This is a genomic window from Methylobacillus methanolivorans, from assembly GCF_054588515.1.
This window is the reverse complement of record NZ_BAAILT010000004.1, coordinates 452,167-468,725: the sequence shown is the minus strand read 5'-3', so window position 1 is coordinate 468,725 and position 16,559 is coordinate 452,167. Positions and strand designations below refer to the sequence as shown.

General features: G+C 51.7%; 16 protein-coding genes. 2 read left to right on the top strand and 14 right to left on the bottom strand.

Translation table 11 applies throughout. From position 1 onward, the window contains the following. Positions 1 to 53: 53 nt before the first annotated feature. The 9 genes from LG202_RS12130 to LG202_RS12090 all read right to left on the bottom strand — a co-directional run bounded on the left by LG202_RS12130 (position 54) and on the right by LG202_RS12090 (position 9,334). The gene (locus LG202_RS12130) at positions 54 to 1,304 is read right to left on the bottom strand and encodes a porin (protein WP_230348629.1); all 1,251 of its coding nucleotides are present in this window, start codon (positions 1,302 to 1,304) and stop codon (positions 54 to 56) included. Positions 1,305 to 1,557: 253 nt separating this feature from the next. Continuing rightward, positions 1,558 to 2,676: a deoxyguanosinetriphosphate triphosphohydrolase gene (locus LG202_RS12125; RefSeq protein WP_230348628.1), complete on the bottom strand. Its 1,119-nt coding sequence runs from the start codon at positions 2,674 to 2,676 to the stop codon at positions 1,558 to 1,560. Beyond that, positions 2,673 to 3,752, bottom strand: coding sequence for a 3-dehydroquinate synthase (gene aroB / locus LG202_RS12120; RefSeq protein WP_230348627.1), 1,080 nt, complete (start codon positions 3,750 to 3,752; stop codon positions 2,673 to 2,675). Before aroB ends, LG202_RS12125 begins: the two co-directional genes overlap by 4 nt. A 3-nt stretch (positions 3,753 to 3,755) precedes the next feature. Beyond that, on the bottom strand, positions 3,756 to 4,268 hold the full coding sequence (gene aroK, locus LG202_RS12115) for a shikimate kinase AroK (RefSeq protein ID WP_230348626.1): 513 nt from the start codon (positions 4,266 to 4,268) through the stop codon (positions 3,756 to 3,758). A gap of 63 nt (positions 4,269 to 4,331) precedes the next feature. Continuing rightward, positions 4,332 to 6,506, bottom strand: a complete 2,175-nt coding sequence (gene pilQ, locus LG202_RS12110; RefSeq protein WP_230348776.1) for a type IV pilus secretin PilQ — start codon at positions 6,504 to 6,506, stop codon at positions 4,332 to 4,334. An 11-nt stretch (positions 6,507 to 6,517) separates the two neighbouring features. Then, positions 6,518 to 7,033 (bottom strand): pilus assembly protein PilP, encoded by a 516-nt coding sequence (locus LG202_RS12105; RefSeq protein WP_230348625.1) that lies wholly within the window; start codon positions 7,031 to 7,033, stop codon positions 6,518 to 6,520. Between the two features lie 8 nt (positions 7,034 to 7,041). After that, complete coding sequence (locus tag LG202_RS12100; RefSeq protein ID WP_230348624.1) at positions 7,042 to 7,677, bottom strand: type IV pilus inner membrane component PilO; 636 nt, start codon at positions 7,675 to 7,677, stop codon at positions 7,042 to 7,044. Continuing rightward, positions 7,674 to 8,264: a PilN domain-containing protein gene (locus tag LG202_RS12095; RefSeq protein WP_230348623.1), complete on the bottom strand. Its 591-nt coding sequence runs from the start codon at positions 8,262 to 8,264 to the stop codon at positions 7,674 to 7,676. The genes LG202_RS12100 and LG202_RS12095 overlap by 4 nt, the downstream gene beginning before the upstream one ends. After that, positions 8,264 to 9,334, bottom strand: a complete 1,071-nt coding sequence (locus LG202_RS12090; RefSeq protein ID WP_230348622.1) for a pilus assembly protein PilM — start codon at positions 9,332 to 9,334, stop codon at positions 8,264 to 8,266. The genes LG202_RS12095 and LG202_RS12090 overlap by 1 nt, the downstream gene beginning before the upstream one ends. Before the next feature lie 164 nt (positions 9,335 to 9,498). On the opposite strand from LG202_RS12090, the gene LG202_RS12085 reads away from it, so the two are divergent. Both LG202_RS12085 and LG202_RS12080 read left to right on the top strand, forming a co-directional pair. Further along, positions 9,499 to 11,865 carry a penicillin-binding protein 1A gene (locus tag LG202_RS12085; RefSeq protein ID WP_230348621.1) on the top strand — a complete coding sequence of 789 codons (2,367 nt, stop codon included), beginning with the start codon at positions 9,499 to 9,501 and terminating at the stop codon, positions 11,863 to 11,865. 85 nt (positions 11,866 to 11,950) lie between these two features. After that, positions 11,951 to 12,589 (top strand): hypothetical protein, encoded by a 639-nt coding sequence (locus LG202_RS12080; protein ID WP_230348620.1) that lies wholly within the window; start codon positions 11,951 to 11,953, stop codon positions 12,587 to 12,589. A gap of 21 nt (positions 12,590 to 12,610) precedes the next feature. On the opposite strand, the gene hemB is transcribed toward LG202_RS12080, so the two are convergent. From hemB to LG202_RS12055, 5 genes are read right to left on the bottom strand one after another with little or no spacing between them, the layout of a single operon-like run. Next, on the bottom strand, positions 12,611 to 13,618 hold the full coding sequence (hemB, locus tag LG202_RS12075; protein ID WP_230348619.1) for a porphobilinogen synthase: 1,008 nt from the start codon (positions 13,616 to 13,618) through the stop codon (positions 12,611 to 12,613). A 9-nt stretch (positions 13,619 to 13,627) separates the two neighbouring features. Further along, positions 13,628 to 14,416 (bottom strand): indole-3-glycerol phosphate synthase TrpC, encoded by a 789-nt coding sequence (trpC, locus tag LG202_RS12070; protein WP_230348618.1) that lies wholly within the window; start codon positions 14,414 to 14,416, stop codon positions 13,628 to 13,630. 52 nt (positions 14,417 to 14,468) lie between these two features. Further along, positions 14,469 to 14,921: a DUF3465 domain-containing protein gene (locus LG202_RS12065; RefSeq protein ID WP_230348617.1), complete on the bottom strand. Its 453-nt coding sequence runs from the start codon at positions 14,919 to 14,921 to the stop codon at positions 14,469 to 14,471. Next, complete coding sequence (trpD, locus tag LG202_RS12060) at positions 14,918 to 15,943, bottom strand: anthranilate phosphoribosyltransferase (protein ID WP_230348616.1); 1,026 nt, start codon at positions 15,941 to 15,943, stop codon at positions 14,918 to 14,920. The genes LG202_RS12065 and trpD overlap by 4 nt, the downstream gene beginning before the upstream one ends. Continuing rightward, positions 15,943 to 16,509: an anthranilate synthase component II gene (locus LG202_RS12055; protein ID WP_230348615.1), complete on the bottom strand. Its 567-nt coding sequence runs from the start codon at positions 16,507 to 16,509 to the stop codon at positions 15,943 to 15,945. The genes trpD and LG202_RS12055 overlap by 1 nt, the downstream gene beginning before the upstream one ends. Positions 16,510 to 16,559 lie beyond the last annotated feature (50 nt).

Here is a 16,559-nt window from a genome sequence, read left to right as displayed (position 1 = left end):
CGAAGGTGCCGTTTTTACGATTGCTTTCTAAGCTAAATCTTACGATTTAAATCCTAGAAGAACAGGATCGCGCCCAGGCTGATTGTCTTAGCCTTGCCGTCTACGGAAGCAACGCCAGGAGCATTGGCTTCAACCTTTTGCTGTGCATATTCTGCAACCAGATTCAGGCTCTTGGTCAGAGGGTGGTAAGCACCAACGATCCAAGACTTGTTTTCATGGTCAACACCAGCATTTGCAGGGGCATTGTTGCTATTGTCAGACTTGGAGATACCGTAGGAAACACCCAGCTTGGTACCAACTGTAGGCAACTTGTAAGTAGCTTGTACATAGCCACCCTTGTCGTCAGACTTGTTGCCACCCAGGAATTGCAGGCCACCCAATTGACCACCAGTCTGAACATCCAGACCACGACCATTGTAGTAGTAACCAACCAAACCGAAGTCAGCTACGTTGATCTTAGCACCCAGATCATAACCACTGGAACGATAGCTTTGGCTAGCTGCCAGTGCCAGACCAGTTGCAGGATCAATCTGACGCTCATGCTTCTGAGTGATGTAACCTGCCCAAACCTTACCAGCTACATCGCCAGTCCACTCATAGCTAACCTTACCATCGAAGCCCAGCTTGGAATCATCCAGATCAATCGCATTCAGGTTGTTACGCAGACCTTCACGAGCAGCTACAGCAAAGCTGAAACCATTCCAGTTAGGGGATGCGTATTGAATTTGACCGATCCAGTCAGCGTAAACATAACCGGAACCGATACGGCCCAGTGTGGAGTTACCAGGACCACCAGCACCAACACCAACGCCCAGCAGGGTCATGTCGGAGAGGATAGCATCAGAGCCGAACAGACCAAGGTCACGACCAGCCTTGATAGTACCCCAGGAAGCATCACCGAAAGTCAAGTAAGCTTGACGAACGTTGATGGAGTTACCGTCACCAGCGCGGCTTTGAGCCAATGTACCGCCAGGAGTAAGACCTTGAGCACCAGTAGTGCCCCAACCTTGTTCGCTGTTAGCACCAACGAAGAATGTGAATTGGAATGCGATATCCAGATCGTTCTGACGAGTCTTACCACCGATACCCAGAGCGGAAGGCAACAGACCTGTAGAAACTTGGTTTGCACGGTTGATGTTTCTGAAAGCATCACCAGAGAACTTGGTGTTGGTGTAGTAAGTATTAACGTTACCACCGATATCAATCGTCCAGTCACCTGCTGGGATGATGATACCTGCGTTTGCAGCGGAAGCGCCGAAAGCCAATACTGCGCCAGCAACTGCCAGGCCTAGTTTCTTGTTCATGTATATCTCCTAATGCGTTTAGTTATCCCTTGTGCGGTGTATGTTCATCACTACAAGGGTATTGCACTGACTTCTTGTCTAAGAAGTTATGGGCAGTATGCCAAAGGCCTTTCGAGGCCTGCAAGCAATCTTGTGGTTTTTTTACGCGATTGAAGATTTTGTGTTGTTTATATGCAACAGTTTATGACAAGTCCAAACTGCCGAAAAATAAATTATTTCCGGTTTAAATACTTAGCAATCAATGCTAAAGCAATTATTCAGCTATGGAGAAGAGGCGCTGATGCTCGCGGATAGCGTAACGGTCTGTCATGCCGGCAATATAGTCGGCGATCACACGTGGTTGCATATCCGGGTTGGAGGGCCGGTAATCGTCAGGCAACAAGCCTGGATCATTGATGAACGCATTAAATAGCTCAGCGATGATGCGCTTGGCCTTGGAGGTCATGCGATTAACACGATAGTGCCGATAAAGATTGGTACGCAGGAAGCGCTTAAGCTCAAGTTGCTGCTCATCAATAGCCGGGCTAAAGCTGATCAATGGGGGCAGTGTACGCACATCTTCAATGGTTTGAGGAGCATGCGCAGCAATGTTCTTGCGGCTTTGCTCACACAAATCCGTAACCAATATATGAATCATGCGCCTGACGGTTTCGTGAATCAGTCGACGCCCCGTCAATGCCGGATATTGCCCTTGCACCAAGGAGAATTGCTCAGCAAATAAACGTACCTCAGCTAATTGCTCCATGGTAATGAGGCCTGAACGCAGGCCATCATCGACATCATGATTATTGTAGGCAATTTCGTCTGCCAAGTTGGCCACTTGCGCCTCTAGCGATGGCTGTTGCTTGTTGAGGAAGCGTTCGCCGACTTCGCCCAGCAACCGGGCATTGGGTAAGGAGCAATGCTTGAGAATACCTTCACGCACTTCAAAGGTGAGGTTGAGGCCATCGAATTCGGCATAGCGTAATTCCAAGTGGTCAACGACACGCAAGGATTGCAAGTTGTGCTCAAAGCCGCCGAATTCGCGCATGCATTCATTGAGTTGGTCTTGGCCAGCATGGCCAAACGGCGTGTGGCCGAGGTCATGCGCCAGGGCAATGGCCTCAATCAGGTCTTCATGCAGGTGCAGATTACGCGCAATGGCACGTCCTATCTGCGCAACCTCAAGGCTATGCGTCAACCGGGTGCGAAACAGGTCGCCTTCATGGTTGATGAACACCTGGGTTTTGTATTCAAGGCGGCGGAAAGCACCGGAATGGATAATACGGTCACGATCCCGCTGGAAATGGTTGCGTGTAGCAGGAGCAGGCTCCTCATGTACCCGCCCTTTGGTCAAGGCAGGGTTGGAAGCATACGGTGCCAACTCGGTCATGCAGGAATAGTCAGGGTTGATTGCAAGAGATTGGCATCATAATCGCTGGTCACCAGCGATTTACCAATGCCTTGTTGCAACACCAGGCGAATCTGGCCATCAACCACTTTTTTATCCAGCCCCATGAGATCTAGGTAACGATCCACACCCAGCGCTGGTGCATCGATAGGCAGCTTAGCTTCGATAAATATCGCCTTAATACGCTCAACTTCCGCATCGTTCAACCATCCCAAGCGGCGCGAAAGATCGGCTGCGAGGATGGTGCCCGCCGCGACGGCTTCGCCATGGAGCCATACGCCGTAGCCCATGGCATTTTCGATCGCATGCCCAAAGGTATGACCTAGATTGAGCAAGGCACGCTCGCCAGATTCGCGCTCATCCGCAGCAACCACTTCTGCCTTATTCTCACAAGAGCGGTAAATGGCATAGCTCATGGCTTCGGTATCAAGCTTGAGTAGCTTTTGCATATTCGCTTCTTGCCATGCAAAAAATGGCTCGTCACGAATCAAGCCATACTTGATCACTTCTGCCAGACCAGCTGAGAGCTCGCGCGCTGGCAATGTCGACAGCGTATCAATATCGGCCAGCACGACTTGTGGCTGGTAGAACGCACCTATCATGTTCTTGCCCAGTGGATGGTTGATACCAGTCTTGCCGCCTACAGAGGAATCTACCTGAGACAATAAAGTCGTCGGGACTTGAATAAACGGTACGCCACGTAGATATGTCGCCGCGGCATAGCCAGCCAGATCACCAATGACACCACCACCAAGCGCAATGATCGTGGTACTACGTTCACAGCGGTTCTCGAGCAAGGCATCGTAGATCAGGTTAAGCGTCGCAGCATTTTTATAGGCTTCACCATCCGGCAGCACGATGGGAATCACCTTGACGCCAGCATCACGTAATGGCTGAGCCAGCTTTTCGAGGTAAAGAGGAGCCACGGTCGTATTCGTCACAATCGCGACTTGCTTACGCTTCAAATGTGGCAGGATCAACTCAGGCTGCGTCAGCAGGCCACGGCCAATATGGATAGGATAAGAGCGCTCGCCCAAGTCTACGTGTAATGTTTGCATGGCTTATAAAGATAAAAGTTTCTGTTCAATCTGGTGCACGATAGCATTCACCGGCTGACCACCGGTATCTACAATAATAGAGGCAACCTCGCGGTACAAGGGATCACGCTGGGCAAACAATTGCTCCAGCTTCCTGCGGGGGTTATCTCCTTGCAACAATGGGCGGTTCTTATCATTGCGTGTGCGTTGCCAAAGCTCATGCACATTCGCACGCAAATAAATCACTGTACCATGCTCCATCAGTTGCTTGCGGTTCTCAGGTAACAACACTGCTCCACCACCGGTTGCCAGCACAATATCCTGCATCTGGCTCAGCTCCTCAATCACCGCTGCCTCACGCTTGCGAAAGCCGTCTTCTTTTTCCAGTTCAAAAATGACAGGAATGCTGACGCCAGTACGCCGTTCGATCTCATGGTCGCTATCGTAAAAAGTTTTGTTCAGGTGCTTGGCGATAATGCGGCCTATGGTGGTTTTGCCCGCCCCCATTAAACCTACAAAGAAAATATTTGCTGCCATAAAAAATGCCCGCCATACGCAAGCGAGCATTTTAAGTGAATCTGGCTTAACTGTCAGATATGGCTAACGCAAAGACAAACTTTCATCCATGACTTTGGGCGTAATAAAGATTAAGAGTTCAGTCTTGTCGCTTTGCTTCACGCGTCTCTTGAAGACATTGCCAATAAAAGGCAGGTCACCAAAGAATGGCACCTTGTCTACATCGTTACGCTCAGTCTGCTCATAAATACCACCCAGTACCGCTGTTTCACCGTTGGACACCAACACCTGGGTTTGTACGCGCTGAGTGTCGATGGATGGCACATTATTAAAGACTGTACCCACCTTATCTTTCTTGACTTCCAGATCCATGATGATTTTCTCATCAGGCGTAATCTGCGGTGTCACTTCCAGGCTTAACGAGGCATTCTTAAATTGCACCGCCGTAGCGCCGCTGCTGGTCGCTTGCTGGAAAGGGATTTGCGTCCCTTGCTCAATGATGGCTTTTTGCTGGTTGGCCGTCGTGACACGTGGACTAGAAACAATCTTGCCGCGCTGGTCAGTTTCCAGCGCAGAGAGTTCTAGATTCAACAAGAAGCCTGCTGGCAGTCTAAACAAACTGAAAGCAAAATTACCGAAGGCATTGGCAACGGGCAAGTTTACGTTCAGATCCTGCGCACCATCGGCACTCACCCCAACGCCAACAGTGCCGGGGATTGAGGTCGTCGCCAGGGTGGAAGAACCCACACGATTGGCAATGGTTTCAGTAATGACGCCAGTGGTAGGGTCTATCGTACGCTGCGTGATGGTGTTACCCAAAGTTCCACTTGAACCATAGCGAGTATCGCCACTCGCCTGCTGCTTTTGTACACCAAAACGTGCGCCTAAGCTGCGACCAAATTTCTCATCTGCAATCACGAGTCGTGACTCAATCATCACTTGTTTCACAGGAATATCAATCTTATTGATAATGGTCTGGATTTCTTCCAGATGCTTGGGGGTATCCTGTACGAAGACGGTATTGGTACGCGCATCGACCACGGCGCTACCACGCTTGGAAAGAATTTTCTGCTTGCTGTCGCTGATGATGTTCTTAAAATTCTCTGCCTTCTGGTAACGTAAGGTAAATACTTCGGTACGCATGGGTTCAAGCTCTTCAATTTGCTGGCTTGCTTCCAGCAACAACTTCTCCTTGGCCGCGACTTCATCAGACGGCGCCACCCAGATCACATTACCCGTCTTGCGCTGGGTTAAGCCCTTACTCGACATAATAATGTCCAGCGCCTGGTCCCAAGGAACATCCTTAAGGCGCAGTGTCAGGTTGCCTGTCACGGTATCGCTGGTCACAATATTCAGGCCAGTGAAATCTGCGATCACCTGCAAGACCGAGCGCACATCGATATTCTGGAAATTAAGGGAAAGTTTCTCTCCAGCGTAGCCAGGCTTGGAGCCTTGCACCAGCTTATTCGGGTCTTCAACCACAGGGCGAATATCAATAATGAAGCGTTTATCTGCTTGATAGGCCGACTGCTCCCACAAGCCCTTGGGCTCGATCACCAAGCGGGAGTTGTTGCCCTGCTTGATAGCATCCACATATAACACCGGCGTATTGAAGTTGATGACATTGAGGCGGCGCTGTAGATTCTGCGGCAGTTCGGTGTTATGAAAATCCACCACGACGGTCTTACCCTGCTGGCGAATATCAATGCCAGCGGAAGCATCAGAGAGATCAACCACAATGCGGCCTTCACCATTCTTGCCGCGCATGAAGTCTATATTATTCAGGGTGTGGAATTTCTCACCCGCTTTAGCCTCGGCGAAGCGAGAGACGACATTGGTATTGGCAGTCCCTGCCTCGGTTGCCTGCAAAATAATTGTCGTTTCACGACCTTGTGTCGTCGTGTTATAGGCCACCATTTTGGCAAGATTCAGCACCATACGAGTACGATCTCGTGCTTGCGCGAGGTTCACTCCTTTAAGCGCCCCTTGGCTGGCTTGCACGCTATTCTTGCCCAAACCATTCCCCACCGCAGGAAAGTCCAGCGCAATGCGCGAGGGATTATTCAAGGTAAAGCCCGCCGGAGGGTTTGCCAATGGTGATGTTGTTTGTACCTGTATGGCAATACGACCACCTGACATTGCCACGAAGTCAATTTTCTCGATTTTGTTGGCAAACTCGGCTTGTTGCTCATCGGCAGCCTGTGCCATCGGCATCAGCAGCATGAATGCCAGGCCAGTGGCCCACTTTATAATATTCATCATGTTCACCCTCAATCCTGCAACTCGATACTGGAGATACGCTCTATCCAGTCACCGCTTAACTCATCCTGTATGATTTCCTTGAGCCTTAAGCCGCCCTCGGTAATCTCGGTCACCATGCCAAAATTCTGCCCCATATAGCCCCCCACCTTGATTTGCTGCACTAGGTTATCCGGCGTCAGGATCAGGGCATACTTCAACTTCTCCTTCGACAAGGAGCCAACAAACTTTAGGCTTTCCAACGGGAAAGCTTCCAAAGGTTCACGTGGTCGATTCATATTGGGCTGCATACTGCTGCGCGAGCTGACAATCTTGCGTGCCTTGAATGGATCATTGAGGATGCCATCGGCATTATAGGTTGCCGCAGTATAGGGTTTCACCTCAGGCAATGGCTCAACTCGCGCATGCATATCATTACCGGCATCACGGATGAAATGATCAAGATCATCACCCTGACCATCGCCACATGCACTCAACAATACGCACAAGACCAGCATGCTCACGCCTCGGTAATGTTCACGCAACATATCCATGCTCATTTGCGTGCCTCTTTCTTTTCTGCCTGCTTCTTGCTGGCAATTTCATTGGCATCAAGATAGCGATAAGTACGGGCTACTGCCTCAATCACCAAGCGCCCATCTTTGGCATCCTTGCCTGCTGTATTGATGACGATGTCGTTCAAGGTCACGATTCGAGGCAGCCTGGCAATATCTCCAGCAAACTCGCCAAGGTCATGATAGGCACCTGTCACCTTGATCGAGATAGGCATTTCAGCGTAAAAATCGGCGATCACTTCCTGCCCGGGCTTGAATAACTCGAACTCAAGTCCACGCTCAAGCCCGGCCTGGTTGATATCGGTCAACAAACCATCCATCTGTGAGCGATCCGGCAGCTGCTTCACTAATGCACCAAACGTACGCTCGATATCCACCATCTGCTGTTTGTATGCTTCAAGGTTGATCGCTTGGCGCTTCTTAGCGAGAAAAGTTTCACGCAACTCGCCTTCCTTGGCGCGCGCCTGCTCCAACTCCTCCATCGCGGGACTCCAGAAAAACCAGTAGCCAGCAATGATGATGATCACGAGCAACATGCCCAGAAGTACGCCTTTTACAGGCCACGGCAAGCTGCCGGCATTTTTCAAGTCAATATTATTGAAATCCTGCAGGTTCACAGCGCACCGCCTTTCTGCACACCTGGCAATTCATCGTCTGGCGATGGAGGGGCTTTCAACTGCACATTCACAGTGAAGTTGTTCTGCCTGAGCCCATTGACTGTCGTGGACTTGATTTCTACGAGATTGGGTGACTGTAGCCACTCTGAACCAGAAAGATTGCGCACCAGTGTAGCCACACGCGCATTGGTATCAGCCACGCCTTCTAATGTCACCAAATGGCCTTGCTGCTTGAGCGCTTTCAGGTACATGCCTTCTGGCAGCTGACGGCTGATTTCATCCAGCATCATCACGGACTGGCTACGGTTGACCTGCAAGTTTTCGACGATCTGCTTACGATCCAATACATTGCGTATCTGTGTCTTCAGCTCCTTGATTTCAGCAATTTGCTTATCAAGATTGGCACTGGCAGCCTCCAGCCGCGTATTGCGGTTCACCTGCTCATCCAACTTGCTACTGAGAATCGTGCTACCAAGGAATACAATTGCCACTCCAGCGGCACCGGCGAATGCCAGCATGAGATTAAACTCGCGCTGGCGTTCAGCACGGCGAATCTGACGGTGGGGGAGGAGGTTGATTCTGACCATTAGTCAAACCTCCGCAAAGCCAAGCCGCAGGCAATCATCAGCGCAGGCGCATCTGCAATAACCTGTTGCTGCTTGAGGCGAGGATTGATCGACATATGATTAAAGGGATTGGCAATGAGTGTATTAGCCTGGGTTTTTTCCTGCACCAGCGCTGCCAGACCTGCTATCGCGGCACAGCCGCCTGCCAGCAGAATATGATCGACTTTGTTATATTGGGTTGAGTTGGTGAAGAACTGCAGGCTGCGCACAACCTCTTGTGACAGTGATTGCAGGAAAGGCTGCAGTACCTCGCTCTCATAACTTTCCGGCAAGCCACCATTACGCTTGGCAATTTCTGCCTCTTCGCCAGAGACGCCGAAACGGCGCTGGATTTCCAGCGTAAGCTGGTTACCGCCAAAAGCCTGCTCGCGGCTATGCACAAGTTGCCCATCATGGAAGACATGCACGTGCGTCATGGTGCTGCCTACGTCCACCACCATCACAGTTTGCCCTTTACCGGACTTTGGCAACTCAGTCACGGCTAGCGAATAGGCTGCCTCGGTAGCATAAGACTCTACATCTACAATCAGCACCTTGAGGCCTGCACCTTCTGCCGCTGCTACTCTATCCTCGATTTTTTCCTTGCGGGAAGCAGCAATCAGCACCTCAACCTCTTCGGCCCCACTAGGAGCCGGGCCAAGCACCTGGAAATCAATATTGACTTCATCAAGCGGGAACGGGATATATTGGTTAGCCTCTGCCTCGACCTGGAATTCCATGTCCTCTTCGCGCATGCCACCCTGCATGATGACTTTTTTGGTAATGACGGCTGTTGCTGGCAAGGCAAGCGCCACGCGCTTTTCGCGCGATGCCAATAATTTCCAGGCTCGCTTGACCGCATCGGCAACCAGATCAAGCCCAACGATATTGCCATCTACGACCGCTTCCTTGGTCATAGAAGCAATCGCGTAGCCCTGCAGGTGATAAGCTCCCTTGCTCCCCTGTGCCAGCTCGACCATCTTGACTGCACTGGAACTAATATCCACGCCTATCAGAGGCGGTGTTCGCTCTGAGAAAAAGTCGAATTTCAAAAGAAATTCCCTTCCAGTACGGTTAGTTATAATGTTACTTCTAATAATTTACTTTAGATGCTAGCAACAAGCATCTGGGAAGTCAAAGCAGATTATTTGATTTTAAAAACACGGTAATGACACTTATAATAACGGCGTCTGTGACCAATACTGAACCCTAATCAATGCTCCCGAAAAAATGGTGGCAGTTCCTGCTCCTCACCGGCGTCATCCTCGGTTTGGTGACAACTGCACTGGTGGCACTCGCTGCCACATTGATCTACCCCGAACTCCCCTCCCTGGAAGCCCTGACGGACTACAAGCCCAAGGTGCCGATGCGTGTCTATTCCGAGGATGGGCACCTGATAGGCGAATTTGGCGAGGAACGTCGCGCCTTCATCGGCATCAATGAAACGCCCAAGACACTGAAGCAAGCCATCCTGGCAGCAGAAGACGAGCGCTTCTACCAGCATGGCGGCATTGATACCCTGGGTATCCTGCGCGCCGCAGTATCCAATGTCACGTCTGGCAGTTTCAAGGAAGGTGCCAGCACCATCACCATGCAGGTGGCACGCAATTTCTTCCTCTCCAGCGAAAAGACTGCTACGCGCAAACTCAGCGAGGCGCTGCTTTCCATCAAAATCGAGCACAACCTGACCAAGGACCAGATTCTCGAGCTTTACATCAACCAGATATATCTGGGGCATCGCTCTTATGGCTTTGCCGCTGCATCGCAAGTGTATTACGGCAAGCCACTGGATCAACTCAGCATTGCGGAGGTTGCAATGCTGGCTGGCCTACCCAAGGCCCCCTCCCGCTACAACCCGTTTGCTAACCCCAAGCGTGCAGAAGCTCGCCAGCACTATGTGCTGCGTCGCATGAAAGATTTACATTTCATTGATCAGAAGCAGTATGAAGCCGCTTTGAAGGAACCGCATCGCTTCCGTCAATCGCGCAAGATGCGCGACTTGTCTGCCGATTATGTAGCAGAGATCGTACGTCAGGCCATGTATGAGCGTTACAAAGATGACATCTACAGCAGTGGTCTGAAAATCTACACCACGATTCGCAAAGATACCCAGGAAGCCGCCAACCGTGCCATCCTGCAAGGCATTATTGATTATGACCGCCGCCATGGTTATCGCGGCCCGGAAAAGACCGTCTCTCCTGGCAACAACGAACAGGGCAGCGGCAATTGGCTAGACAATGCCTTGGATAACCTGGAAACCTTCCAGGGCATGATCCCTGCCGTGGTGACTAAAGTCACGCCCAAGGCAGTCAGCGCCTACTCCAAGGATGGCAACAATATCGAGATCAGCGGTGATGGCCTAGCATTCGTACAAAAACAATTGGCTGAGAAAGATGCTACCAAGCGCACCATCAAGCCTGGTGCAGTTATCCGCATCATGCGCCAGGGTGACAAATGGCATATTGTGCAATTGCCACAGGCAGAAGCCGCACTCGTGGCGATGGACCCGGAGACAGGCGCCGTCAAAGCATTGGTGGGTGGTTTTGACTTTAATCGCAACAAGTTCAACCATGTGACACAGGCATGGCGCCAGCCCGGCTCCAGCTTCAAGCCCTTCATTTATTCGGCTTCGCTGGAAAAAGGGTTTACCCCGGCCAGCATGATAGAAGACGAACCTATCTCAGTCTCGGCACGCGAAACCGGCAGTGGCTCAGCCTGGGAACCCAAGAACTATGACCGCAAGTATGAAGGCCCGATGCGCATGCGCACGGCCTTGACCAAGTCCAAGAATATGGTTTCCATCCGCATCCTTGAAGGCATAGGCGTCAATTATGCGCAGGACTACATCACCCGCTTCGGCTTTTCACCCAAGGACCACCCACCCTACTTGGCGATGGCGCTGGGTGCTGGCTCGGTCACCGCATGGCAGATGGCTGGCGCCTATTCGGTATTTGCCAATGGCGGTTATCGCGTCAAGCCTTATATTATCGACAAAGTAGTCGACAGCCGCGGCAAACTACTGGAACAATCCAAGCCCTTATTGGCTGGCAAAGGCGCAGCACGCGTGATTGATGGTCGTAATGCCTTCATCATGAACTCCATGCTGCAAGATGTGGTGCGCCTAGGCACTGCCACACGCGCACGCAGCCTGGGCCGCTCAGACCTGGCAGGCAAGACTGGCACGACCAATAACCAGATTGATGCCTGGTTTGCTGGCTACAGCCCCAAGCATGTGGCAATCGCCTGGATGGGCTATGACAAGCCCAAGTCGCTGGGCAGCCTGGAAACCGGTGGCAAAGCAGCATTGCCGATCTGGATCGACTATATGAGTTCGGCGCTGAAAAATGTGCCTGAAGTCATCCCAGAAGTACCTGCTGGCGTCAGTGCGATCCGCATCGATCCAGCCACTGGAATGCGTGCCAAAGGCGATAGCGATGGCATGATGGAATATTTCTATCATGAGTTCCCACCGCCGGAGCCCGAAGAATCCATTTTCTCCATTATTCCTGGCTTCCCTGGTCATGGCCCGACACCCACGGAGAAACAGGACAATACTCCACCCAGGCCAGATCAGCTGTTTTAAGCAGTATTGCAGTCCCGCAAGTGCAGGCACACTTCTCTGTTGCCTGTACTTGCGTGAATCACTTGTGTAGAAGGGCGTTTGCACCATGGCAAAAGATAGCGGCAATCGCCAATCCCAGATGCGCCAGCTTATTGCACAGCTAGCTGCACGCATGATGGCGGAAGAAGGCATTGCAGATTATGCATATGCCAAGCGCAAGGCTGGACGTCAGCTTGGCGTCACTGACTCGCAATGTATGCCTACCAATAGTGAAATCGAGGAAGAAATCCGCCTGTATCACGACATTTATAATAGTGATGAGCAGCCGGAATCTTTATTACAGCTACGCAAAGATGCCTTATTGGTCATGCAGCTACTGGAAAGATTTAACCCTCACCTGACTGGTGCAGTACTGGATGGCACGGCAGGAAAATACGCAGAAACCCACATTCACCTGTTTGCTGATAGCTTGAAGGAAGTGGAGATTTTTTTGCTGAATCAGCAAATTCCGTATATCACGGATGAAAAATCCTATCGTATCAGTGAGCGGCGTAGCATGGACCGCAAGAAAGTTCCACTGTTCACGCTAGAGGGACCGCATGGGCTGATTAAGCTCAGTATCTTTGAGGTTGACGACATGCGCATGGCAACAAAAAGCCCGGTCAATGGCAACAATGCCAGCCGGGCCAATATAGAAGCACTTACCAAGCTAATCGTACAAAGCGAACAGACGCCAGAGCCCTGAGACAACCTCATTGATAGGGCGTTATCCTTCTCTTAGCCAGCGTGCAATATCCATGGCGTAATAGGTCAAGACACCATCGGCACCTGCCCGCTTGAATCCCAGCATCGCTTCAAGCACCACAGCCCGCTCATCCAACCAGCCATTTTGCACCGCGGCCTTGAGCATGGCATATTCACCGCTCACGTGATAAGCATAGGTTGGCACGCCAAACTCCTGCTTCACTCGGCGCACGATATCAAGATAAGGCATGCCTGGTTTGACCATGACCATATCAGCGCCCTCTTCCAAATCCAAAGCCACTTCCCGCAAAGCTTCGTCCGAGTTGCCTGGGTCCATCTGGTAATTGTATTTGTTACCCTTGCCAAGATTGGCAGACGAACCTACCGCATCGCGGAATGGCCCGTAAAACGCAGAGGCATACTTGGCCGAATATGCCAGGATACGTGTATGAATATGCCCAGCCTCTTCCAGCGCATCGCGAACCGCGCCTATTCTGCCATCCATCATGTCTGAGGGTGCTACCACATCGGCACCTGCGTCAGCATGGCACAACGCCTGTTTTACCAAGATGGCCACAGTTTCATCATTGAGCACATAGCCGGTGTCATCAATCACGCCATCTTGTCCATGAGTAGTATAAGGATCGAGCGCGACATCAGTGATGATGCCCAGTTGAGGATAAGCCGCTTTAAGCGCTCGCACGGCACGCGGTACCAAACCATCACGATTCCACGCCTCATCCGCAGTCAAGCTTTTGTACTGCTGCTCAATGACAGGGAACAGGGCCAATGCAGGAATACCCAGTGCCACGCATTCCCCGGCTGTTTGCAGCAGGTGATCCAGGCTTTGGCGTTGCACACCCGGCATGGAGGCAACTGGCTCAATACGATTGTCACCTTCGAGCACAAACACGGGATAAATCAGGTCATTTGTTGTGAGCACATGCTCGCGCATCAGACGGCGCGAGAAATCATCCCGCCGCATGCGGCGTGGACGAATAGCGAGAAGCTGGCGTGATGATTCGGTCATGGAAATTCCTTATGCAAATACCTGGGCTAGGGCCACACCCGGATCAGGCTGGCGCATAAAAGCCTCGCCGACAAGGAAAGTGTGCACCGCATGTTGGCGCATCAAGGTCACATCCTGTGACGTGAAGATACCCGACTCGGTGACGATGATTTTGTCAGCCGGAATACGTGCCAACAGCGACAATGTCGTCTCCAGCGTTACTTCAAAGGTACGCAGGTTACGATTATTAATACCGAGCAAAGGCGTCTCCAGTTGCAATGCCTGCTCCAACTCCTCGGCATTATGCACTTCCACCAATACACTCATGCCAAGCTGGTGAGCGATGGTTTCCAGTGCGCGCATCTGTGCCAGATCAAGCGCAGCAGCAATTAGCAGGATGCAATCAGCCCCCATGGCACGCGCCTCATACACCTGGTAAAGGTCTATCATGAAATCCTTGCGCAATACCGGAATATCACAGGCCGCACGTGCCGCCTGGAGATATTCTGCACTCCCCTGGAAAAACTGCTCATCAGTCAATACGGAAAGACAGGCAGCACCATGACGGGCGTAACTAGCCGCAATCTCAGCTGGACGAAAATCTTCGCGGATCACGCCTTTTGACGGACTAGCCTTCTTGATTTCCGCGATCACCGCTGCTTCGCCAGCAGCAATCTTGGCCTGGATAGCACCAATAAAAGAGCGAGGAGCTGGCTGGATCAAGGCGGCAGCCTCAACCTCGGCCAATGGCTTTTGCTGTTGTGCGGCGTGGATTTCCGCACGCTTCACTTCAAGTATCTTATTGAGTATGTCTGACATTGCCTTGCAATCACTTTCATTAATCGTAACCATCTTTGCGCCGACTATTTGATTACTGGTACAGCCGTCCCTGATAGCGTAACCATCCATCGGCATGGCGTCCTCTGGGGTCATGATGGGTCCAGTGTATGACACCACCCTTGGCATTCCATTCGTATATGCCATTGAATTCGACCAGCTCACCAGCCTGCAATCCAGCCAGCCGCGGCGCAAGATCGATATTATGCGCCACCAGCACCGTCATGCCGTTTTCCAGCCCCAGGATAAAGCGTTGATGGCGCGAACCATCGTTATCATCAGGCAATACTTTGCGCACCACGCCACTGGATTGCACCGCCACGCCATGCTCACGCTGGCTAAATGCTTGTGCGATACGCTGGTTGGCTGCAACAGGCGTAGATGTCGCCGATACATCAGCAACAGGGGAGGCACCTTGCCCGGGCTGGCTAAAATGGAAAAATGTGTAGCCGACAGCAATCGCAGCGACCAGCAACAACCGCATCATACGGCTTGACTCAACGCCTTGAGTTGTTGCAATTTGCCCATTGCCGCGCCGGAATCCAGCGAATGTGCTGCCTGTGCAATGCCTGCTGATAAATCAGCAGCCAGACCAGAAACATAGATCGCGGCGCCGGCATTCAACAAGACAATATCCCGTGCCGGGCCAGTCTGGCCTGTAAAAACACCCAGAATAATCTCGCTGGACTCTTGGGCGTTTTCCACATGAATGCTGTTGATGTCATGCAAGGCCATGCCAAACTGGGCAGGGTTAAGCGTGTATTCATGCACTTCGCCATGTTTGAGCTCAGCGACATAAGTATCAGCGGAAAAAGAGATTTCATCCATTTCATCCGCACTATGCACCACCATCACATGCTCGCTGCCCAACTGCTTCAACGTATGTGCCAACAGGCTCACCAGGTCACGATGGAACACACCCATGACCTGACGCCTGGCGCCAGCGGGGTTAGTCATCGGCCCCAGCAGGTTAAACATGGTACGCACACCAAGCTCACGCCGCACTGGCGCTGCATACTTCATGGCTGCGTGGTGATTGGGAGCAAACATGAAACCGATACCGGCCTCGTTGACACAACGCGCCACCTGCTCGGGCGTAAGGCTGATATTAACGCCCAACGCCTCCAGCACATCCGCAGAACCACTCTTGGAGGAAGCAGCACGCCCACCATGCTTGGCGATACGTGCGCCGGCACCAGCTGCGACAAAAGCCGATGCTGTCGAGACATTGAAAGCCTTGTTGGGCGCACCACCAGTACCACAGGTATCAATCAAATGACTGCCATCGTCCACCCGCACCTTGCTGGAAAGCTCGCGCATCACCTGCGCGGCAGCTGCAATCTCCGTCACAGTCTCACCCTTGACGCGCAAACCGGCAAGGAAACCAGCAATCTGTATCGTGGTAAAAGTGCCGCTCATGATCTGCTGCATGACATCCAGCATTTCATCGTGGGTGAAATCGGTATGGTCAATCAGCCTTTGCAAGGCGATCTTGGGGGTAATGCTCATTAATACGCTTTCAGGAAATTATTCAGCAACTCGTGTCCGTACTGGGTGAGGATAGATTCGGGATGGAACTGCACGCCCTCAATCGGCAGCGTCTTGTGGCGCACACCCATGATCTCGCCGTCTTCTGTCCAAGCGGTAATTTCCAGGCAATCAGGGATAGATTCGCGCTCTATCACCAAGGAATGATAACGCGTTGCGGTATAGGGATTCGGCAAGCCCTTGAATACACCAATATCAGCGTGGTGGATGTCAGAAGTCTTGCCATGCATCAGTTGCTTGGCATGCACGATCTTGCCGCCGAACGCTTGACCTATGCTTTGATGCCCGAGACAAACCCCCAGAATGGGAATCTTGCCAGCGAACTCATGAATCAATGGCACCGATATTCCCGCCTCGTTTGGCGTACAGGGACCAGGAGAAATCACAATATGCCTGGGGTTAAGTGCAGCCACCTCGGCGAGATCAATTTCATCGTTGCGATACACCTGCACATCTTGGCCAAGCTCACCAAGATATTGCACAAGGTTGTAAGTAAACGAATCATAGTTATCCAGCATTAACAGCATAATCTGCGTCCTTCTTTATTCCGCTTTGGAGCAAGCCCGCTATTTTGGGC